This is a genomic window from Micromonospora sp. Utrum1 (assembly GCF_057197805.1).
On the sequence record NZ_CM170071.1, the window covers coordinates 6,263,489 to 6,284,636 of the forward strand.

A 21,148-nucleotide genomic window follows, 5' to 3' on the forward strand; every position below is an offset into this window, starting at 1 on the left:
GACAATCGGGACATGTCGCGGCGTTGGCTCTTCGCTGACCAGCTGGGGCCGCACTTCCTCGACGAGCGGAAGCAGCCGGTTCTCCTCATCGAGTCCAAGGCCGTCTTCCGGCGCCGGGTCTACCACCGGCAGAAGGCCCACCTGATCCTCTCGGCGCTCCGGCACCGCGCCGCCGAACTGGGCGACCAGGCGATCTTCCTGCGCGCCGAGACGTACGGGCAGGCGCTGAAGCAGGTCCGCGAGCCGCTGGAGGTCTGCCACCCCACCTCGCGGCGGGCGCTGGCGTTCGTCCGGAACCTGGACCGGGTCACCGTGCTGCCGGCCCGGGGCTACGTGACCAGCCTGGCGGACTTCGCCGACTGGGCCGACGGCCGGCGGGGCGCGCTGCGGATGGAGGCGTTCTACCGGTTCGCCCGGGAGCACCACGGGGTGCTGCTGGACGGCCGCGACCCGGTCGGCGGCCGGTGGAGCTTCGACACCGAGTACCGCGAGCCGCCGCCGAAGGCCGGCCGGCTCGACCTGCCCGCCCCGGCGATGCCGACGGAGGACGACATCGACGCGGAGGTCCGGGCCGACCTGGACCGCTGGGAGCGGGAGGGCATGCGGTTCGCCGGACGGGACGGGCCGCGCCGCTTTCCGGCCACCCACGGGGAGGCCACGGCCCGGCTGCGGCACTTCCTCCGGCACCGGCTCGCCGCGTTCGGCCGCTACGAGGACGCCATGCTCTCCACCGACCCGTGGCTGGCGCACAGCGTGCTGTCGTCCTCGTTCAACCTGGGCCTGCTGGACCCGGTGGAGGCGGTCCGGGGCGCCGAGCAGGCGTACCGGCGGCAGGGCGCGCCGCTGCCCGCGGTGGAGAGCTTCGTCCGACAGGTGATGGGCTGGCGGGACTACAGCTGGCACACCTACTGGTACTTCGAGCAGGGCTGGCGGGACAGCAACGAGCCGGTCGCCCGCCGCTCCCTGCCGGACTGGTGGCGTGACCTGGACGCGGACGCGGTCGACGCACGCTGCCTCAACGACGTGCTCACCGGGGTCCGCGACCGGGCCTGGGTGCACCACGTCCCGCGGCTCATGGTGCTCGGCAACTACGCCCTCCAGCGCGGCTGGCGCCCGGCGGAGCTGGCCGAGTGGTACCGCACCCGGTTCGTGGACGGCTACGAGTGGGTGATGACCGGCAACGTGGCCGGCATGAGCCAGTACGCCGACCTGGGCCGGATGACCACCAGGCCGTACGTCGCCGGGGGCACGTACATCAACCGGATGAGCGACTACTGCGGCGGCTGCCGATACGACCCGCGTCAGCGGCTCGGCGCGGACGCCTGCCCGTTCACCGCCGGGCACTGGGCGTTCCTGGCGCGCAACCGCAGCCGGATCCCGGCGAACGCGCGGATGGCGCGGACCATGAAGCAGCTGACCCGCCTCAGCGACCTGGACGCGGTGGTCGCCCAGGAGCAGCTGCGCGGCAGCGATCCGCCGTGACGCCTCAGGCGGCCGGGTCGGTGGTGGGCTCGGCGCGCTTCGGCGCGTAGCGCGGCACGTACTCCTGGCCGGTGAGCTTCTGTATCTCGGCCATCATCTCGTCGGTCATCTCCCGCAGCGACGTCCGGTCGTCCGACCGGCCGGTGAAGTCCAGCGGCTTGCCGAACCGGATGCTGATCTCCGCCCGGCCCGGCCGGGGCACCCGGGTGCCGATGGGCTGCGCCTTGTCGGTGCCGGTCACGCCCACCGGGATGATCGGCACCCCGGCGGCGACCGCCAGCCGGGCCGCGCCGGTCCGCCCCCGGTAGAGCCGCCCGTCGGGGGAACGGGTCCCCTCCGGGTAGATGGCCACCAGGTCGCCGGCCTTGAGCACCGGGATGGCGGCGTCGAACGCGGACAGCGCCGCCCGGCCGCCGGCCCGTTCGACGGGGATGGCGCCCAGCCCGGTGAGCACGAACTTGGAGAACACGCCCTTCACGCCGGTGCCGTTGAAGTACTCCGACTTGGCCCAGAAGGCCAGATGCCGGGGCACCACCGTGCCGAGCAGCAGCTCGTCGGCCACGGAGAGGTGGTTGCCCGCGAAGATCGCGCCGCCGGTCGCCGGGATGTGCTCCAACCCCTCCACGTGCGGCCGGAAGGCCAACCGGAGCGTGGGCGCCACGGTGAGCTTGCCGATGGTGTAGAGCAGGGGCACGGGTCCTCCGGCGGTCGTACGTGAGCAGGCGCTGTCACGGTAGCGGACGGGTCCGCATCCGGCGGATCGGGTGGTCAGCCGTCTGCGGGTGGTCCGGCGGCGCGGACGCCGCCGGACCCCGCCGTCAGGAACTCATACCCGCCGGACGGCCACCGTCACCCGCTCGCCCTCGCCGACCTCGCCGGCGAAGCCGTCGACGCCCTCGGCGAAGTCGACCGTGTCGGCCAGCACCTCCCGGGCCACGAACTCGGTGTACGCGGCGACCGCCGCGCGGACCTCCTCCGAGGCGGAGACGGCCACCACGATCCGGTCCGAGACGTCCAGGTCGGCGTCGCGGCGGGCCTGCTGCACCACCCGGACCACGTCGCGGGCCAGCCCCTCGGCGGCCAGCTCCGGGGTGACCTCGGTGTCCAGCACGACCACGCCCTCGCCGCCGGGCAGCGGCGCGGAGTGCTCGGCGTCGGCCGCGACCAGGCGCAGCTCGTACTCGCCCTCGGCCAGGGTGATCCCGGCGGCGACCGGGGCGCCGTCGACCAGCTCCCACTCCCCCGCCTTGACCGCCTTGATCACCTGCTGGACCGCCTTGCCCACCCGCGGGCCGAGCGCCCGGGGCACGACGGTCAGCACCTGCTGGCAGTAGGCGGACACCTCGCCGGTGAACTCCACCGCCTTCACGTTGACCTCGTCGGCGACCAGGTCGGCGAAGGGCCGCAGCTGGGCCGCGACCGGGGAGGCCACGGTCAGCTTCGACAGCGGCAGCCGGACCCGCAGCCCCTTGGCCTTGCGCAGCGACAGCGCCGCCGAGGCGACCGCCCGGACGTTGTCCATGGCGGCCACCAGCTCGTGGTCGACCGGGAACTCCTCGGCCGACGGCCAGTCGGTCAGGTGCACCGACCGCTCGCCGGTGAGCCCGCGCCAGATCTCCTCGGCGGTCAGCGGCGCCATCGGCGCCACCACCCGGCAGAGCGTCTCCAGCACCGTCCAGAGCGTGTCGAACGCGTCCGCGTCGCCCGCCCAGAACCGGTCCCGGGAGCGGCGCACGTACCAGTTGGTCAGCGCGTCCAGGTAGGACCGGACGGTGGCGCAGGCGCCCGAGATGTCGTACGCGTCGAGCTGCCCCTGGACCGTCGACACCAGCTCGTTCGTCTTCGCCAGCACGTACCGGTCGAGCAGGTGCGTCGAGTCGGTACGCCGCTTCGCGGTGTAGGAGTCGGCGTTGGCGTACAGCGAGAAGAAGTACCAGACGTTCCAGAGCGGCAGCAGCACCTGACGCACGGCGTCCCGGATGAGCGTCTCGGTCACCGCCATGTCGCCGCCGCGCAGCACCGGCGAGGACATCAGCATCCAGCGCATCGCGTCCGACCCGTACGAATCGAAGACGTGGTAGACGTCCGGGTAGTTGCGCAGGCTCTTGGACATCTTGCGCCCGTCGGAGCCGAGCAGGATGCCGTGGCTGAGGCAGTTGCGGAACGCCGGCCGGTCGAACAGCGCGGTGGCCAGCACGTGCATGGTGTAGAACCAGCCGCGGGTCTGTCCGATGTACTCGACGATGAAGTCACCCGGGTAGTGGTGCTCGAACCACTCGCGGTTCTCGAACGGGTAGTGCACCTGGGCGAACGGCATCGAGCCGGACTCGAACCAGCAGTCCAGCACCTCCGGCACCCGGCGCATCATCGACTTCCCGGTCGGGTCGTCCGGGTTGGGGCGGACCAGGTCGTCCACCGCCGGCCGGTGCAGGTCGGTCAGGCGTACGCCGAAGTCGCGCTCCAGGTCGGCCAGCGAGCCGTACACGTCCATCCGCGGGTAGTTCGGGTCGTCGGACTTCCACACCGGGATCGGCGAGCCCCAGAACCGGTTCCGGCTGATCGACCAGTCCCGGGCGTTGGCCAGCCACTTGCCGAACGAGCCGTCCTTGATGTGGCCCGGTGTCCAGTTGATCTGCTGGTTCAGCTCGACCATCCGGTCCTTGAACCGGGTGACCGCGACGAACCAGGAGGAGACCGCCTTGTAGACCAGCGGGGTGTCGCAGCGCCAGCAGTGCGGGTAGGAGTGGGTGTAGGTGTCCTGCCGGAGCACCACCCCCCGCTCCTTCAGCTCGCGGATCACCGGCTTGTTCACGTCGAAGACCTGCTCGCCCTGGTACGGCGGGACCAGCCCGGTGAACCGGGTATGGTCGTCGACCGTGACGATGGTCGGGATGCCGGCCGCGTTGCAGGTGTTCTGGTCGTCCTCACCGAAGGCCGGGGCCAGGTGGACGATCCCGGTGCCGTCCTCGGTGGTGACGAACTCCGCGCCGAGCACCTGGTAGGCGTTCTCGCCGGCCTGGTCGACCAGGAAGTCGTAGAGCGGGGTGTAGCGGCGCCCGACCAGGTCCCGGCCGTAGACCGTGCCGACCTCCTCGTACCCCTCCAGCTCCTTGGCGTACGCGCCCAGCCGCGCCGCGCCGACGACGTGCCGCTGCCCGTCGCGCTCCAGCACGGCGTACTCGATGTCGGGGCCGACGGCGAGCGCCAGGTTCGACGGCAGGGTCCACGGCGTGGTGGTCCAGACGCCGAGCCGCACCGGGCCGCGCACCGGCTCGGGAGCCGACTCGTCCGCGGTCAGCTCGAACCAGACGGTCAGCGTCGGGTCGTGCCGGTCCTTGTAGACGTCGTCCATCCGGGTCTCGGTGTTCGACAGCGGGGTCTCGCACCGCCAGCAGTACGCCAGCACCCGGAAGCCCTCGTAGACCAGACCCTTGTCGTGCAGGGTCCGGAAGGCCCACATGACGCTCTCCATGTAGTCCAGGTCGAGCGTCTTGTAGTCGTTGGCGAAGTCGACCCAGCGGGCCTGCCGGGTGACGTACCGCTCCCAGTCCTGGGTGAACTCCAGCACCGAGGTGCGGCAGGCCTCGTTGAACCGGGCCACGCCGAGGTCGAGGATCTCCGCCTTGGTGGTGATGCCGAGCTGCTTCTCGGCCACCACCTCGGCCGGCAGGCCGTGGCAGTCCCAGCCGAACCGGCGCTCGACGTGCCGGCCGCGCATGGTCTGGTAGCGCGGCACCAGATCCTTGACGTACCCGGTCAAGAGGTGGCCGTAGTGCGGCAGGCCGTTGGCGAAGGGCGGGCCGTCGTAGAAGACGAACTCGTTCTTCCCGTCCTCACCGGCGGGGCGGGCCTCGACCGACGCCTCGAAGGTCTTGTCGGCCGTCCAGTGCTCCAGGACCCGGCGCTCGACCGCGGGCAGGTCCGGGCTCGCCGGGACGCCGGCGGCGGTCGGGTCGTGCAACGGATAGGCCATCGGGGGTCGCTCTCCTCAGCAGCTCACGTCGTGTGGGTCTGCGAGGACGAGCCTTTTCCGGTACGCCGTGACCGGCGCCCCGGGCCGGGCCCGCGGTACCACCCCGCTTGGCGGCCGAGGTGCGACCGCCCGCTCGTTGGCCGGCTGTGACGGGCCGGTCCCGTCCGGTTCTACTGGGCCGGTCTCCCGGCTGTTCTTCCGGAGGCTCGCCGGTGATGGCCGGGTCGTCGCCTGTGTGCCGTCAAGCGTACTCGACCGGGCGGGCACTCCGCCGCCGAGTATCGGCCCGGGTCGACCCGGGCACACGGACCGGGCGGCCCGGGTGCGCGGCTAGGCTGCCCGGGTGATCCGGATCGAGTTGGACGAGCCCACGCTGACCCGTACCCGGATCGCCACCAGCCCGCTCTGGGAGGCCAAGTGCAGCCTCTACCTCCTGCAGCGCTACCGGGACGAGGCGCCCTGGCCATACACCGGCTGGGCCCGGCACGCCTGGCGGGTGCTCACCGAGCAGCCCGCGACGGCTCCGGCACGGCTCTACACCCGCACCGGCCCGTGGTACCCCGACTTCCTCGGTCCGGTGCCGCCCGGCGCCAGCCCGACCATCGAGGAGGAGCTGGCCGCGCTACGGGCCACCCCGGCCGAGGTGATCGCCGAGCAGGTGCCCCGCTACCACGACCCCGACGACCTGCCGGACTGGCTGCGCCCCTTCGTCACCGACCGGCAGGCCGCGCTGGACCGGTTGGCCGAGGGCATCCAGGCGTACTGGGACGCGGCGATCGCGCCCTGGTGGCCGGCGATGCGGGCGGCGCTCGACGAGGAGGTGCTGCACCGCGCCCGGGCCCTCGCCGCCGACGGCCCGGACGCGCTCCTCGCCGACCTGCACGAGCGGGTCCGCTGGGAACGGCCGGTGCTCAGCCTGGTCAAGCCATCGGAACGGAGCTTCAAGGCGGTCGACCAGCGGCTGCTGCTGATCCCGCTGATCTTCTCCCGGGGCGCGCTCACCCACTCCACCGACCACCCCGAGATCATCGCGGTCTCCTACCAGGCCCGCGGCGCGGTCCTGCTGGCGGACCGGCCGGCCGGCGCCGCCGCGCCGGAGACCCCGGGGCCCGACCGGCTGGCGGTGCTCGTCGGCCGGGGCCGGGCCCAGGTGCTGCGGGCGCTGACCCGGCCGGCGACCACCGCCGGGCTGGCCGCCACCCTCGGCCTGGCGCCGAGCACCGTCTCCGAGCACCTCGCCGCACTGCTCACCGCCGGGGTGGCGCACCGCCGCCGGGTGGGCCGCCGGGTCCTGTACGGCCTGGAACCGGCCGGCCTGGCCCTGGTCACCCTGATCGGCGCGGACCCGGCCACCGCGTCCGCCTGAGGATTCGGCGGCTGCCGAATTCGTTTCGCCGGACCGCCCGCCGTCCCTAGATTCACCGCCATGAGCGAGTACGCGATCGAGGCGGCCGGGCTGCGCCGCACCTACCGCAGCCGAACGGGATGGTTCCGACCCCAGCGCCGGGAGGTGGAGGCGGTCCGCGGCGTCGACCTGACGGTCGGCAACGGGGAGCTGTTCGGCCTGCTCGGACCGAACGGCGCCGGCAAGACCACGACCATCAAGCTGCTGAACACGCTGCTCATCCCCACCGCCGGCACCGCCCGGGTCTGCGGCCACGACGTGGTCACCGAGACCCGGGAGGTACGCCGGCGGATCGGGTACGTCTTCGGCGGCGACCGGGGCCTGTACGACCGGCTCTCCGCCCTGGACAACCTGCGCTACTTCGCCGAGCTGTACGGGGTGCCGGGGCGGGAGCAGAAGCGCCGCATCGCCGAGCTGCTGGCGCTGGTCCACCTCGACGGCCGGGAGCACGAACGGGTGGAGGGCTACTCCCGAGGCATGCGGCAGCGGCTGCACATCGCCCGGGGCCTGCTGCACCGGCCGAAGGTGCTCTTCCTCGACGAACCGTCCATCGGGGTGGACCCGGTGGCCGCGCGGGAGCTGCGGCAGACCGTCGCCGACCTGGCCGCCACCGGCACCACCGTGCTGCTGACCACGCACTACATGGCCGAGGCGGACGAGCTGTGCGACCGGATCGCGGTGATCGCCGACGGCGCCATCCAGGCCCTCGGCACACCGGCCGAGCTGCGGCGGCACGCCGACGGCCGGCAGGTGCTGGAGGTCGAGGCCTACGGGGTGACCGACGCCCAGCTCGCCGCCATCCACGCCCTGCCCGGGGTACGCGAGGCGAGTGTAACGGTCACCGGCGCGGCGCAGGTGCTGACCGTGCAGTCCGACGCGGGGGTGGACGTGCAGGCCGACGTGCTGCGCGAACTCGACGGCGTACGGCTGGGGCGGGTCGCCGCCCGCCAGCCCACCCTCGAAGACGCGTACGTGGCGATCGTCAACCGGGTCGACACCCCGGCCCGCCCGGTCGAGGCGGTGGCCGCGTGAGTCTGCTCCGCATGATCGGGGTGGGGGCGCTGCTGCACACCAAGCAGCTCAGCCGCTCCCCGTTCGAGATCGCCACCGCGCTGATCGTGCCGGTGGTGCAGGCGACCCTGGCGGTGTACCTCTTCCGGGCCGGCGGCGAGCCGGGCCGGCTGCTGGAGGCCTCGGTCGGCGCCGGGCTGATGGGGGTCTGGTCGTCGGTGCTCTTCGGGTCCGGCGGCGCCATCCAGAACCAACGCTGGCAGGGCACCCTGGAGATGCTCATGCTGGCACCCCGCCCGCCCGCCCTGGTGATCTTCCCGATCACCCTGTCCACCGCGGTCACCGGCACCTACGCCATGCTCGCCACCCTGCTCTGGGGCCGGCTGCTCTACGGCGTGCCGCTGACCTTCGCGCACCCGCTGCTCTTCCTGGTCGCGGCCCCCGGCTGCGTGCTCGGCCTGGGCATGTTCGGCCTGCTGCTCGCCAGCACGTTCGTGCTGATGCGCAACGCCAACGCGCTGGCCAACACGCTGGAGTACCCGATCTGGCTGGTCTCCGGGATGCTGGTGCCGCTCACGGCGCTGCCCGGCTGGACCGGCCCGATCGCCGCCGCACTGCCCACCACCTGGGGCGCGCGGGCCGTGCACGAGGCGGCCGCCGGCGGCCCGGTCTGGCCGTCCCTGGGCATCTGCCTGGCGATCAGCCTCGGCTGCCTGGCCGCCGGCGCCCTGATGATGACCCACGTCGAGCGACGGGCCCGCGCCGCGGCGACCCTCGCGCTGGCCTGAGGAGGACGACGATGCCACTCTTCCGGCTGATCGGCACCGGCGGCGTGATCGCCTACCGGGCCCTGTTCAACTGGACCACCCCGGCGATGTTCATCGGCTCGCTGCTCGTGGGGCCGATCTTCCAGCTGCTCTTCTTCGCATACCTGGGCCGGCAGCTCAGGGTCGCCGACGACCGCTTCTACATCGTCGGCAACGCGGTGCTCGCCGCCTCGCTCTCCTGCGTCTTCGGCGGCACCATGGCGGTCGCCAACGAGCGGCGCTTCGGCACCCTCGGGCACGTGCTGCTCTCCCCGCGCAGCCGCACCGCCGTCTTCCTCGGCCGGGTCCTCCCGTACGCCGGGAACGGGCTGCTCATCGCGGCGAGCACGCTGACCGTCGGCGCGCTCCTGCTCGGCCTGCGGGTGCCGCCGGAGGCCCTGCCGGCGCTGCTGGCCACGCTGGCGGTGGCGGCACTGTCCTGCGGTTTCTTCGGCCTCACCCTCGGTGCGCTGGGGCTGCGGTTCCGGGACGTCTGGGTGGTCTCCAACGTCTCGGTGGCGCTGCTGCTCCTGCTCACCGGCGTGAACGTCCCAGCCGCCGGGCTGCCCGGTTGGATGCGCGTGGTGGGCGAGGGCCTGCCGATCACCCACGCCGCCCGGGCCGCCCGCCAACTGGTGGCCGGCGAGGGCCTGGCGGCGGCCGCGCCGGCACTCGCCGCCGAGGCCGCCGTCGGACTCGGGTACGCGGTCCTGGCCGCGGTCCTCCTCAAGGTCTTCGAGGCCGAGTCCCGCCGCCGCGCCTCCCTCGACACCCTCTGACTGACCGACCCACCCCGCCGGCCCGCCGGTTGATCATGAGGTTAGCGGCACCATCGGAGATCCACATCGCCGTCAACCTCATGATCGGCCGGGCGGGGTGGGGTGGTGGTCCAGGGGGAGGCGCCGGTACGGTCCCGGAGGTGGACGGTCAGCGCGGCCGACTCGCCGTCGATCGAGACCTCGCCGAAGTGCTGGAAGCCTTCGGCGGGGGAGGTGTTTGGCGGCGAGCGCGCCGGGCGCGCCGAGCAGCGCCCGCCGGCGACGCCGGCCCCGGCGACCAGGCCGGCGCGGAGCAGCGTACGTCGGTCGAATTGCGTCATGGATCCTCCCGGTTCAGAAGTCACCAGGCTGGTTTACCGACCCGACATGACCGGGGGCGCCGACCGATGTGGCCGGCACGTCAACGACGGCTGTCGAAACCCGTCACCGCTCCTCCATGACCACCGTCACATCGCCGCACCGTCACACCGCCTCGGCCCAGATCCGTCCTGTTGGCGTAACGACGAGATGAAGGAGGCGGCGATGAGCCGGATGGACATGACGGCGGTGGCGCCGGAGGCGTACCGGGCGGTGTACGGCCTGGAGAAGTACGTCCAGACGAACGTGGACCACACCGTGCTGGAGCTGGTCAAGCTGCGGGCGTCGATGTTGAACGGCTGCTCGTTCTGCGTGGACATGCACAGCCGGGACGCGCTCAAGGCGGGCGAGTCCAGCCGGCGGCTGTTCGCCGTGGCGGCGTGGCGGGAGGCGCCCTTCTTCGACGAGCGGGAGCGGGCCGCGCTGGCGCTGACCGACGCGGTGACCCGGCTCGGCGAGCACGGCGTGCCGGACGACGTGTGGGACGCCGCCGCGAAGGTCTGGTCGGAGAAGGAACTGGCCGATCTGCTGATCGCGATCGCCACGATCAACGTGTGGAACCGGATCTCGGTGAGCACCCGCACCGAGCCGCCGGCGCAGGTGTGACCTCTCGGCGGCGACGCAGTCGGCCGGTGCGCTCACCGCGTACCGGCCGACTGAGCACTCGCCACGGCCCCGGCCCGCACGTGCGGAACCGGGGCCGTGGGAAGCCGGGTCAGCCCAGCTCGGGGAACCAGAGGGCGATCTCGCGCTTGGCGCTGTCCACCGAGTCGGAGGCGTGCACCAGGTTCTCCCGGTTGGAGAGGGAGAAGTCGCCGCGGATGGTGCCGGCCGCGGCCTTGCGGCCGTCGGTGCTGCCGATCATCCCGCGCACCACCTCGATCACCTGGTCGCCGGAGAGCACCAGGGCGACCAGCGGACCGCCGGTCATGAACGCCTTCAGCGGCGGGTAGAACGGCTTGTCCACGTGCTCGGCGTAGTGCTGGTCGGCGAAGTCGCCGTCCATGGTCCGGGTCACCAGCGCGTCGATCCGCAGGCCCTTGCGCTCGAAACGGGCAAGGATCTCCCCCACCAGCCCGCGGCGGACCGCGTCGGGCTTGATCAGTACGAGCGTCCGCTCGTCCGGGCTGCTGCTGGACACGCTGGTTTCCTCCTGTGCGCGGAACCGGGTCGGGCTGGGTACGGTCAGCGTAGCGACCCGGTCCCGGCGCCGGCGCGGCGGCTGCTCCTTCCCTGGGTCGCCGCGGCGGCCTAGCCTGGCCCTGGAACCCCTGGGAGGTCCACTGTGGCGAATGGCGGGAACCGACCCATCGCGCCGGTGCGCAAGCTGATCGGCGTCGTGCTGGGCACCGTGGCCACGTTCGTGATCCTGTTCGGGCTGGGCATGACGAGCTGGGCGATCGTGGCGCTCGGCGTCGCCCTGCTGGTGCTGGCGATCGCCCTCGCCACGGTCCGCGGCGGCGGCCGCACCTGGGTGGTCGGGCTGGGTCACGTGCACAGCGCCTCCGAGCCGCCCACCCAGTACGCCTTCGGCCGCTGCGAGCTGCAACTGGTGATCGACGCGCCCGGCCTGCCGCCCCGGTCCAAGAAGATCATCGAGCCGCGGGTCCCGGTCGCCAAGTGGCCGTCGCTGGGCCAGGCGCTGCCGGTCCGCGTCGCCCTGGACGACCAGCGGCACGTCCGCGTCCTCTGGGACGAGGTGCCCACCCACGCCGAGACCGCCGCCGCGGTCGCCGACCTCCCGCCCGAGTACGCCGACCCGGACCCGGTCGACGAGGTGCTGATCGGGCAGGAGGCCCCGCCGTGGGCCGACCGGGCCCCGGAGGACGACTTCCGCGACGACTTCCCGCCCGCGCCGGAGCCGCTCCTCGACGACCTCACCGTGCTGCCGGAGGAGCGCGAGCCGGTGGTGCTGCACCAGCGCCCCGGCGGCGGGGTCGTGCTGGAGGGGCAGCTGGTCGAGCCGACCACAGGCGGCCCGCTCCCCCGCCGGGCCCCGGCGCCCCGGCCACCCGCCGAGGAGCGGTTCGACACCGTCGCGGTGGACCCGATCGACGTCCCGCTGGACGAGCCGGCCGGCGAGGCGCCGCCCACCCCGGAGGAGCTCGACGAGGCCATCTTCGGCCCGGCCGGCGACGAGGAGCCGGCCGAGGTGGCGAGCCCGATCAGCGGGGTCGGCATCACCCTGCTCGTCACCGACCTGGACCGGTCCCTGGACTTCTACGAGGATCTCGGCTTCACCGAGCTGGACCGGGGCGAGGGGAACGCCGTCCTCGCCTCCGGGCCGACCCGCCTGGTGCTGCGCCGGGTGACCGGGGCCGCCCCGATCAGCCGCCGGCTGGTCCACGTCAACCTGGAGGTCGACGACATCCAGGCGGCGTACGAGCGGCTGCGCGGGTCGGGCGTCCGGTTCACGTACGCCCCGCGGGTGGTCAACCGGGGCACCAAGCTGGAGGTGTGGGCGGCCGCCTTCCGCGACCCGGACGGGCACGGCGTCGCGCTCACCCAGTGGCGCACCCTCGCCGACGCCTGAGCCCCGCCTCAGCCGGCGGGGCCGCTCAGCCGAGGATGACCCGCCGCACGTGCAGCGCGTACGCCCACACCAGGGCGAAGATGACGCCGAGCGCGAACAGCGACCAGTGCAGCAGCCCGGAGAGCAGCAGCAGGCCCTGGAGGACCGTGCCGGCGGGCCAGGCCCACGCCCGCTTCATCTGACCCGCCAGCAGCACGCAGGCGACCGCCAGCGCGACGATCGCGGCGATGGCCGCGCCGCTCAGGTCGCCGCCGACCACCCGGATCGGCTGGATGGCCAGCAGCAGCACCAGCGCCTCCAGCGCGAGCGTGCCGGCGCCGAGGCCGCGGACCGCCTTGTCGGGGTTGCGCAGCCCGGAGCGCCGCTGCTCCCCGCCCTCGGTCGGGGCGCCCTCGGTCGGGGCGCCCTTGGTCGGGGCGCCCTCTGTCGGGGCGCCCTCGCCGGGGCGTTCGTCGACCGGGCCGGTCATCGCTTGAGCAGCCGGCGGGCGTCGGCCACGGTCACCACCGATCCGGTGATCAGCACGCCCACCCCGGCCAGCTCGCCCGGCACGTCGGACTCGGCCTCGGCGACGGCCGCCTCGATGGCGTCCGGCATCTCCTCGGCCACCTGCACCCGGTCCGGCCCGAAGACCTCCCGGGCCAGCGCGGCCAGCTCGTCGACGGGCATCGCCCGGGGCGAGCTGTTCTCGGCGACCACGATCGAGTCGAGCACCGGCTCCAGCAGCTCCAGCAGGCTGGCCGCGTCCTTGTCGCCGAGCACGGCCAGCACGCCGACCAGCTTGCTGAACGCGAACTCCTCCTGGAGCGCGGTGACGGTGGCGGCCATCCCGTGCGGGTTGTGCGCGCCGTCGAGCAGGACCGTCGGGGCGGTACGCACCTTCTCCAGCCGCCCCGGCGAGCTGGTCGCGGCGAAGCCCTCCCGGACCGCCTCGATGTCGAGCTGCCGCCGCGCGCCCGCGCCGAGGAACGCCTCCACCGCGGCCAGCGCCACGGCGGCGTTCTGGGCCTGGTGGGCGCCGTGCAGCGGGATGAAGATCTCCTCGTACACCCCGCCGAGGCCCTGGATGGTGAGCACCTGGCCGCCGACGGCGACCGCGCGGCGCAGCACGCCGAACTCGGCGCCCTCCCGGGCGACGGTGGCGCCCACCTCGGCGCAGCGTTCCAGGATCGGCCGGGCGGCCTCCTCCTCCTGGGCCGCTGCGATCACGGTGGCGCCGGAGTGGATGATGCCCGCCTTGTGCAGCGCGATGTCCTCGATGGTGTCGCCGAGCCACTCGGTGTGGTCCAGCCCGATCGGGGTGATCACCGCGACCCCGGCCTGGATGACGTTGGTGGCGTCCTCGGCACCGCCGAGCCCCACCTCCACCACGGCAACGTCCACCGGGGCGTCGGCGAAGGTGGCGAAGGCCAGCGCGGTGGTCAGGTCGAAGTAGGTCAGCGGCTCGGCCGAGCGCTGGTCGACCAGCTCCGCCAGCGGCGCCACCTCGCGGTACATGGCCACGAAGCGGTCCTCGCTGACCGGCTCGCCGTCCAGGCTGATCCGCTCCCGCACGGTCTCCAGGTGCGGGCTGGTGTAACGGCCCGTGTGCAGCCCGAACGCCCGCAGCACCGAGTCGATCATCCGGGCCGTCGAGGTCTTGCCGTTGGTGCCGGTCAGGTGGATCGACGGGTACGCCCGCTGCGGGCTGCCGAGCAGGTCGAGCAGGCTCTCGATCTTCTCCAGCTCGAAGTGCATTCGGGTGAAGCCGCGCGCGTTGAGCGCGGCCTCCACCTCGGCGAATTCGGTGCGGTCGGTCACGCGGACAACCCCTCCAGGGCGGCGTTGATCCGGACCAGATCCGCCTCGGCCACCGCCAGCCGCTCGCGGATCTTGGCGACCACCGGCTCGGGCGCCTTGCCGACGAACGCCGGATTGTCCAGCTTCGCCCGCGCCTGCGCGGCCTCCTTCTCGGCGGCCGCGCGGTCCTTGGTCAGTCGGGCCCGCTCGGCGGCCACGTCGATCGAACCCCGGGTGTCGAGCGCGACGCTGACCTCGCCCGGCATGGCGAGGGTGGCGCTGGCCTGGAAGTCGTCGCCGGGCGCGTCGAGCCGGACCAGCGAGCGGACCAGCGGCTCGTGCGCCGCGATGCCGGCGCCGGCCAGGCCGTCGAGCCGGGCCGCCACCCGCTGCGTCGGGCGCAGCCCCTGGTCGGAGCGGAACCGCCGGATCTCGGTCACCACCCGCTGGAGGGTGCCGACCTCGACCTCCGCGGCGTCGTCCACGAGGGTACGGTCCGCCGCCGGCCAGGCAGCGGTCATCACCGTCTCGCCGCCGGTCAGCGCGGTCCACAGCTCGTCGGTGACGAACGGGATCACCGGGTGCAGCAGCCGCAGCAGCTGGTCCAGCACGTGTCCCAGCACCCGGCGGGTGGCGTCGGCGGCCGGCCCGCCCTCGGCGAGCACCGGCTTGCTCAGCTCCACGTACCAGTCGCAGACGTCGTCCCAGGCGAAGTGGTAGAGCAGGTCGCAGACCTTGGCGAACTCGTACGCCTTGAACTGCTCGTCCACCTCGGCGGTGACGTGCGCCAGCCGGGAGAGGATCCACCGGTCGACCGTCGACAGCTCGGCCACGGCGGGCAGCGGCCCGTCGGTGTGCGCGCCGTTCAGCAGCGCGAACCGGGTGGCGTTCCAGAGCTTGTTGCAGAAGTTGCGGGAGCCCTGGCACCACTCCTCGCTGACCGGCACGTCCTGACCGGAGTTGGCGCCCCGGGCCAGGGTGAACCGGGTGGCGTCGGCGCCGAACCGGTCGATCCAGTCCAGCGGGTCCACCACGTTGCCGAACGACTTCGACATCTTCTTGCCGTGCTCGTCGCGGACCATGCCGTGCAGGGCGACCACGTCGAACGGCTGCACGCCGTCCATGGCGTAGAGGCCGAACATCATCATCCGGGCGACCCAGAAGAAGAGGATGTCGTAGCCGGTGACCAGCACGCTGGTGGGGTAGAACTTCGCCAGGTCCGGGGTGCGCTCCGGCCAGCCGAGGGTGGAGAACGGCCAGAGGCCGCTGGAGAACCAGGTGTCCAGGACGTCCTCGTCCTGCCGCCAGCCGTCGCCGGTCGGCGGCTCCTCGTCGGGTCCGACGCAGACGATCTCGCCGTTCGGGCCGTACCAGACCGGGATGCGGTGGCCCCACCAGAGCTGGCGGGAGATGCACCAGTCGTGCATGTTGTCGACCCAGGCGAAGTAGCGCTTGGCCAGCTCGGCCGGCTCGATCTTCACCCGGCCGTCGCGCACCGCGTCGCCGGCGGCCTTGGCCAGCGGGGCGGTGTTGACGAACCACTGCAGCGACAGCCGCGGCTCGACCGTGGTCTTGCACCGGGAGCAGTGCCCCACGGCGTGCACGTACGGCCGCTTCTCGGCGACGATCAGGCCCTGCTCGCGCAGCGCCGCCACGATCGCCGGGCGGGCCTCGTACCGGTCGAGGCCCTGGAACGGGCCCGGCGCGGTGATGATGCCGCGCTCGTCCATGATCGCCAGCGCCGGCAGGTCGTGCCGCTGGCCGATCTCGAAGTCGTTCGGGTCGTGCGCCGGCGTCACCTTCACCATGCCGGTGCCGAAGCTCGGGTCGACGTGCTCGTCGCCGACGATCGGGATCCGCCGGTCGGTGAGCGGCAGGGACACCTCGGTGCCGATCAGGTGCCGGTAGCGCTCGTCGTCGGGGTGCACCGCGACCGCGGTGTCGCCGAGCATGGTCTCGGCCCGGGTGGTGGCCACCACGACGTCGTCGCTGTAGCGGATCGAGATCAGCTCACCCTCGTCGTCGGTGTGCTCGACCTCGATGTCGGAGAGCGCGGTGAGGCAGCGCGGGCACCAGTTGATGATCCGGTTGGCCCGGTAGATGAGGCCGTCGTCGAAGAGCTTCTTGAACATGGTCTGGACGGCCCGGGACAGGCCCTCGTCCATGGTGAAGCGCTCGCGGTCCCAGTCGACCGCGTCGCCGAGGCGACGCATCTGACCCAGGATGGCGCCGCCGGACTCGGCCTTCCACTGCCAGACCCGCTCGACGAACTTCTCCCGGCCCAGGTCGTGCCGGGACAGCCCCTCGCCGGCGAGCTGCCGCTCGACCAGGTTCTGGGTGGCGATGCCGGCGTGGTCCATGCCGGGCAGCCAGAGCGCCTCGTAGCCCTGCATCCGCTTACGCCGGTTCAGCGCGTCCATCAGGGTGTGCTCGAAGGCGTGCCCCATGTGCAGCGAGCCGGTGACGTTCGGCGGCGGGATGACGATGGTGAAGGGCGGCTTGTCGCTCTCCGCCGACGCCCGGAAGTGGCCGGCGGCTACCCACTGCTCGTACCGTCGCTGCTCTACCTCGCCGGGCTGGTACTGGCCGGCAAGGGTCGGGGCGTCGGGGCGTCGGGCATCCAGTCTCTCGGTCACCCTGAAAGTCTACGGAGCGCTTTCGGAGACCCGGCGTGCGCCACCTGTTAGTTCGCGTACGGTGGCGGACATGTCCGACGCGCACCTCACCGAGCGGCCGGTCGACGGCGGTCCCGAGCCGGTCGACCTGACCGATGAGCCGATCCGGCTGAGCCGCCGCGACCCGGCGCTGGACCCCGAGCGACGCCCCGCCTCCCGGCGGCGGAAGATCGCGCTGGCGGCCGCGCTCGTCGTCGGGCTGGCCGGTGCCGGGGCACTCGGCCTCGGTGGCTGGCGGGTGTTCGCGGAGAAGGACACCGAGCTGAGCACGCCGGCCACGGTGGCCGGGCTCACCCGGGACGACAGCGAACGGGCCCGCAGCACGGCCGACTACCTGCGCGACGGGTTCGCCGCCGACATCGAGCTGGACCGCAGCTTCGGCACGGTCTACACCGACCCGGCGGACGCCAAGCGGTCGGTGCTCCTCTTCGGCGGCACCACCCTGCTGTGGCAGCCGGAGCGCGACCTGGACAGCCTCTTCGGGTTGATGGCCGACGAGACCGGCAAGGTGACCGGGGTGCGCGAGGTGGACGCCGGCGGCCTGGGCGGCGTGATGAAGTGCGGTACGACGAGCGGCGACGGCGGGGACTTCGCGGTCTGTGGCTGGGCCGACCACGGCAGCGTGGTGATGGCGATGTTCCCGGGCCGGTCCGTGGACGATTCCGCGGCGCTGTTCCGCCGGCTCCGCCATGGCATCCAGCACCGCTGAATGGTTGCGGCGCCCCCTCTGGGTGCCGCAACAAAGCCTGGCAAACGCAGTCAGGGCCACCCCGAAGGGTGGCCCTGACTGGAAAGGTTGTCCGGCGGTGTCCTACTCTCCCACACCCTCCCGAGTGCAGTACCATCGGCGCTGGAGGGCTTAGCTTCCGGGTTCGGAATGTGACCGGGCGTTTCCCCTCCGCCATGACCGCCGTAACTCTATCGACATATCAAACAACTCGACCAGCCGTTGCTGGGTGTTGTTCGTTTGTCGGGAGTTGCACAGTGGACGCGTAGCAGCTTGGTAGTCAAGTCCTCGGCCTATTAGTACCGGTCAACTGAACCCGTTACCGGGCTTACATTTCCGGCCTATCAACCCAGTCGTCTAGCTGGGGGCCTTACCCCACAAAGTGGGTGGGATACCTCATCTTGAAGCGAGCTTCCCGCTTAGATGCTTTCAGCGGTTATCCCTTCCGAACGTAGCTAACCAGCCGTGCCCCTGGCGGGACAACTGGCACACCAGAGGTTCGTCCGTCCCGGTCCTCTCGTACTAGGGACAGCCCTTCTCAAGTATCCTACGCGCACGGCGGATAGGGACCGAACTGTCTCACGACGTTCTAAACCCAGCTCGCGTACCGCTTTAATGGGCGAACAGCCCAACCCTTGGGACCTGCTACAGCCCCAGGATGCGACGAGCCGACATCGAGGTGCCAAACCATCCCGTCGATATGGACTCTTGGGGAAGATCAGCCTGTTATCCCCGGGGTACCTTTTATCCGTTGAGCGACACCGCTTCCACATGCCAGTGCCGGATCACTAGTCCCGACTTTCGTCCCTGCTCGACCTGTCAGTCTCACAGTCAAGCTCCCTTGTGCACTTGCACTCAACACCTGATTGCCAACCAGGCTGAGGGAACCTTTGGGCGCCTCCGTTACCCTTTAGGAGGCAACCGCCCCAGTTAAACTACCCACCAGACACTGTCCCTGAACCGGATAACGGTCCGAAGTTAGATACCCAAATCAACCAGAGTGGTATTTCAAGATTGCCTCCCCACCAACTGGCGTTGATGGTTCACCGGCTCCCACCTATCCTACACAAGCTAATTCGGATACCAATGTCAAGCTATAGTAAAGGTCCCGGGGTCTTTCCGTCCTGCCGCGCGTAACGAGCATCTTTACTCGTAATGCAATTTCGCCGGGCCTGTGGTTGAGACAGTGGGGAAGTCGTTACGCCATTCGTGCAGGTCGGAACTTACCCGACAAGGAATTTCGCTACCTTAGGATGGTTATAGTTACCACCGCCGTTTACTGGCGCTTAAGTTCTCCGCTTCGCCCCGAAGAGCTAACAGGTCCCCTTAACGTTCCAGCACCGGGCAGGCGTCAGTCCATATACATCGAATTACTTCTTCGCATGGACCTGTGTTTTTAGTAAACAGTCGCTTCCCCCTGCTCTCTGCGGCCATACAACGCTCCACCCGCGCGGGGCTTCACGTCTCCGGCCCCCCTTCTCCCTAAGTTACGGGGGCAATTTGCCGAGTTCCTTAACCACAGTTCGCCCGATCGCCTCGGTATTCTCTACCTGACCACCTGTGTCGGTTTGGGGTACGGGCCGCTAAGAACTCGCTAGAGGCTTTTCTCGGCAGCATAGGATCACTGACTTCACCTGAATCGGCTCGGCATCACGTCTCAGCCTATATGCGCCGCGGATTTGCCTACGGCACGGCCTACACGCTTACCCCGGCACAACCACCGGCCGGGCTCAGCTACCTTCCTGCGTCACCCCATCGCTTGACTACTACCCGCCAGGTTCCCACGCTCCCCATCCGCAGTCCGAAGACTTTGGATGGTTCGGGTGGTTAGCACAACGAGGTTCGTCAGGGTCGCTCTTTCGCGGGTACGGGAATATCAACCCGTTGTCCATCGACTACGCCTCTCGGCCTCGCCTTAGGTCCCGACTCACCCAGGGCGGATTAGCCTGGCCCTGGAACCCTTGGTCATCCGGCGGAAGGGTTTCTCACCCTTCTTTCGCTACTCATGCCTGCATTCTCACTCGTGCCGCGTCCACAACTGGGTCACCCCGTTGCTTCACTCGCGGCACGACGCTCCCCTACCCATCCACACACCTGCACAAGGAATCAAGTCCCAGCGAGGTTGAAATGTGAATGCCACAGCTTCGGCGGTGTGCTTGAGCCCCGCTACATTGTCGGCGCGGAACCACTTGACCAGTGAGCTATTACGCACTCTTTAAAGGGTGGCTGCTTCTAAGCCAACCTCCTGGTTGTCTATGCGACCCCACATCCTTTTCCACTTAGCACACGCTTAGGGGCCTTAGCTGGTGATCTGGGCTGTTTCCCTCTCGACTACGAAGCTTATCCCCCGCAGTCTCACTGCCGCGCTCTCACTTACCGGCATTCGGAGTTTGGCTGATTTCGGTAAGCTTGTGGGCCCCCTAGACCATCCAGTGCTCTACCTCCGGCAAGAAACACGCGACGCTGCACCTAAATGCATTTCGGGGAGAACCAGCTATCACGGAGTTTGATTGGCCTTTCACCCCTAACCACAGGTCATCCCCCAACTTTTCAACGTTGGTGGGTTCGGCCCTCCACGCGGTCTTACCCGCGCTTCAGCCTGCCCATGGCTAGATCACTCCGCTTCGGGTCTAGAGCATGCGACTACAGCGCCCTATTCAGACTCGCTTTCGCTACGGCTCCCCCACACGGGTTAACCTCGCCACATGCCACTAACTCGCAGGCTCATTCTTCAAAAGGCACGCCGTCACCCCGCAAGGCTCCGACGGATTGTAGGCGAACGGTTTCAGGTACTATTTCACTCCCCTCCCGGGGTACTTTTCACCATTCCCTCACGGTACTCGTCCGCTATCGGTCACCAGGAAGTATTTAGGCTTACCAGGTGGTCCTGGCAGATTCACGGCAGATTTCAGGGGTCCGCCGCTACTCGGGAACACCCACAGAAGGTCAGCAACTTTCACCTACCGGACTATCACCGTCTACGGTCAGCCATTCCAGACTGTTCGACTAGCCACTAACTTTGTAACTCCTCGAGTGCATGTCAGTACACTCAGCGGGATCCCACAACCCCGACCACGCAACCCCTGACAGGTATCACACGCAGCCGGTTTAGCCTAGATCCGCTTTCGCTCGCCACTACTCACGGAATCACTTGTTGTTTTCTCTTCCTACGGGTACTGAGATGTTTCACTTCCCCGCGTTCCCTCCACACACCCTATGTGTTCAGGTGTGGGTGACACCACATGACTGGTGCCGGGTTTCCCCATTCGGACACCCTGGGATCACAGCTTGGTTGACAGCTCCCCCAGGCCTATCGCGGCCTCCCACGTCCTTCATCGGCTCCTGGTGCCAAGGCATCCACCGTTCGCCCTTGACAACTTGACCACAAAGATGCTCGCGTCCACTGTGCAATTCTCAACAAACGACCAACCCACAACCTGATGCGCCCCACACCAGCCCGGCAATTCCGCCGGCGGTATGCGAGGCCAGGTCATGCCTGGCAGCCTACGGAGCTCACGCTCCGCTCAAGGCTCTGAAAGACAACCAATGGTTGTTCCTTCAGGACCCAACAGGGTGCTTTACGCCGAACCCAGCCGCATCACATCCGTCGTTCCTGCACCC

Annotated in this window: 14 protein-coding genes, 2 rRNA genes and 1 pseudogene; 8 read left to right on the forward strand and 9 right to left on the reverse strand. The window is 70.3% G+C overall.

Going from position 1 to position 21,148, the window contains the following annotated elements:
* Nucleotides 1–12: 12 nt before the first annotated feature.
* Nucleotides 13–1,482, forward strand: coding sequence for a cryptochrome/photolyase family protein (locus tag AC0OLQ_RS29385; RefSeq protein WP_484528932.1), 1,470 nt, complete (start codon nucleotides 13–15; stop codon nucleotides 1,480–1,482).
* 4 nt (nucleotides 1,483–1,486) lie between these two features.
* On the opposite strand, the gene AC0OLQ_RS29390 is transcribed toward AC0OLQ_RS29385, so the two are convergent.
* Entirely contained in the window at nucleotides 1,487–2,176 is a 690-nt protein-coding gene (locus AC0OLQ_RS29390; RefSeq protein ID WP_484528933.1) for a lysophospholipid acyltransferase family protein, read from the reverse strand.
* Between the two features lie 132 nt (nucleotides 2,177–2,308).
* Complete coding sequence (gene ileS / locus AC0OLQ_RS29395) at nucleotides 2,309–5,455, reverse strand: isoleucine--tRNA ligase (RefSeq protein ID WP_484528934.1); 3,147 nt, start codon at nucleotides 5,453–5,455, stop codon at nucleotides 2,309–2,311.
* Nucleotides 5,456–5,798: 343 nt separating this feature from the next.
* Between ileS and AC0OLQ_RS29400 the strand changes: the two genes are divergently transcribed.
* Genes AC0OLQ_RS29400 through AC0OLQ_RS29415 form a run of 4 tightly spaced genes read left to right on the forward strand, consistent with a single transcriptional unit; the run spans nucleotide 5,799 to nucleotide 9,456 of the window.
* Complete coding sequence (locus AC0OLQ_RS29400) at nucleotides 5,799–6,821, forward strand: ArsR family transcriptional regulator (RefSeq protein ID WP_484528935.1); 1,023 nt, start codon at nucleotides 5,799–5,801, stop codon at nucleotides 6,819–6,821.
* 60 nt (nucleotides 6,822–6,881) lie between these two features.
* Nucleotides 6,882–7,892 (forward strand): ABC transporter ATP-binding protein, encoded by a 1,011-nt coding sequence (locus tag AC0OLQ_RS29405; protein ID WP_484528936.1) that lies wholly within the window; start codon nucleotides 6,882–6,884, stop codon nucleotides 7,890–7,892.
* The gene (locus tag AC0OLQ_RS29410; protein ID WP_484528937.1) at nucleotides 7,889–8,659 is read left to right on the forward strand and encodes an ABC transporter permease; all 771 of its coding nucleotides are present in this window, start codon (nucleotides 7,889–7,891) and stop codon (nucleotides 8,657–8,659) included. The genes AC0OLQ_RS29405 and AC0OLQ_RS29410 overlap by 4 nt, the downstream gene beginning before the upstream one ends.
* Nucleotides 8,660–8,670: 11 nt before the next feature.
* Nucleotides 8,671–9,456 (forward strand): ABC transporter permease, encoded by a 786-nt coding sequence (locus AC0OLQ_RS29415; protein ID WP_484528938.1) that lies wholly within the window; start codon nucleotides 8,671–8,673, stop codon nucleotides 9,454–9,456.
* A gap of 41 nt (nucleotides 9,457–9,497) precedes the next feature.
* Here the strand turns inward: AC0OLQ_RS29415 and AC0OLQ_RS29420 are convergent.
* A pseudogene (locus AC0OLQ_RS29420) lies at nucleotides 9,498–9,683 on the reverse strand (hypothetical protein); the annotation flags it as partial.
* A 295-nt stretch (nucleotides 9,684–9,978) separates the two neighbouring features.
* Here AC0OLQ_RS29420 and AC0OLQ_RS29425 point away from each other — a divergent pair.
* Entirely contained in the window at nucleotides 9,979–10,419 is a 441-nt protein-coding gene (locus AC0OLQ_RS29425) for a carboxymuconolactone decarboxylase family protein (protein ID WP_357341540.1), read from the forward strand.
* Between the two features lie 109 nt (nucleotides 10,420–10,528).
* Here AC0OLQ_RS29425 and ndk read toward each other — a convergent pair whose 3' ends face one another.
* Nucleotides 10,529–10,954, reverse strand: a complete 426-nt coding sequence (ndk, locus tag AC0OLQ_RS29430) for a nucleoside-diphosphate kinase (RefSeq protein WP_355638731.1) — start codon at nucleotides 10,952–10,954, stop codon at nucleotides 10,529–10,531.
* 144 nt (nucleotides 10,955–11,098) lie between these two features.
* Between ndk and AC0OLQ_RS29435 the strand changes: the two genes are divergently transcribed.
* The gene (locus AC0OLQ_RS29435; RefSeq protein ID WP_484528939.1) at nucleotides 11,099–12,346 is read left to right on the forward strand and encodes a VOC family protein; all 1,248 of its coding nucleotides are present in this window, start codon (nucleotides 11,099–11,101) and stop codon (nucleotides 12,344–12,346) included.
* A gap of 25 nt (nucleotides 12,347–12,371) precedes the next feature.
* Here the strand turns inward: AC0OLQ_RS29435 and AC0OLQ_RS29440 are convergent, their stop codons facing one another.
* The 3 genes from AC0OLQ_RS29440 to AC0OLQ_RS29450 are packed head-to-tail and all read right to left on the reverse strand — an operon-like array spanning nucleotide 12,372 to nucleotide 16,761.
* Nucleotides 12,372–12,815, reverse strand: coding sequence for a DUF4233 domain-containing protein (locus tag AC0OLQ_RS29440; RefSeq protein WP_484528940.1), 444 nt, complete (start codon nucleotides 12,813–12,815; stop codon nucleotides 12,372–12,374).
* Nucleotides 12,812–14,146 (reverse strand): bifunctional folylpolyglutamate synthase/dihydrofolate synthase, encoded by a 1,335-nt coding sequence (locus AC0OLQ_RS29445; protein ID WP_484528941.1) that lies wholly within the window; start codon nucleotides 14,144–14,146, stop codon nucleotides 12,812–12,814. The genes AC0OLQ_RS29440 and AC0OLQ_RS29445 overlap by 4 nt, the downstream gene beginning before the upstream one ends.
* The gene (locus tag AC0OLQ_RS29450) at nucleotides 14,143–16,761 is read right to left on the reverse strand and encodes a valine--tRNA ligase (protein WP_484528942.1); all 2,619 of its coding nucleotides are present in this window, start codon (nucleotides 16,759–16,761) and stop codon (nucleotides 14,143–14,145) included. Before AC0OLQ_RS29450 ends, AC0OLQ_RS29445 begins: the two co-directional genes overlap by 4 nt.
* 70 nt (nucleotides 16,762–16,831) lie before the next feature.
* Here AC0OLQ_RS29450 and AC0OLQ_RS29455 point away from each other — a divergent pair, with 70 nt between their 5' ends.
* Nucleotides 16,832–17,509, forward strand: a complete 678-nt coding sequence (locus AC0OLQ_RS29455) for a hypothetical protein (RefSeq protein WP_484528943.1) — start codon at nucleotides 16,832–16,834, stop codon at nucleotides 17,507–17,509.
* Nucleotides 17,510–17,598: 89 nt separating this feature from the next.
* Here the strand turns inward: AC0OLQ_RS29455 and rrf are convergent.
* Nucleotides 17,599–17,715, reverse strand: a 5S ribosomal RNA gene (rrf, locus tag AC0OLQ_RS29460).
* Between the two features lie 88 nt (nucleotides 17,716–17,803).
* Nucleotides 17,804–20,911 (reverse strand): 23S ribosomal RNA (locus AC0OLQ_RS29465).
* Nucleotides 20,912–21,148: the final 237 nt, after the last annotated feature.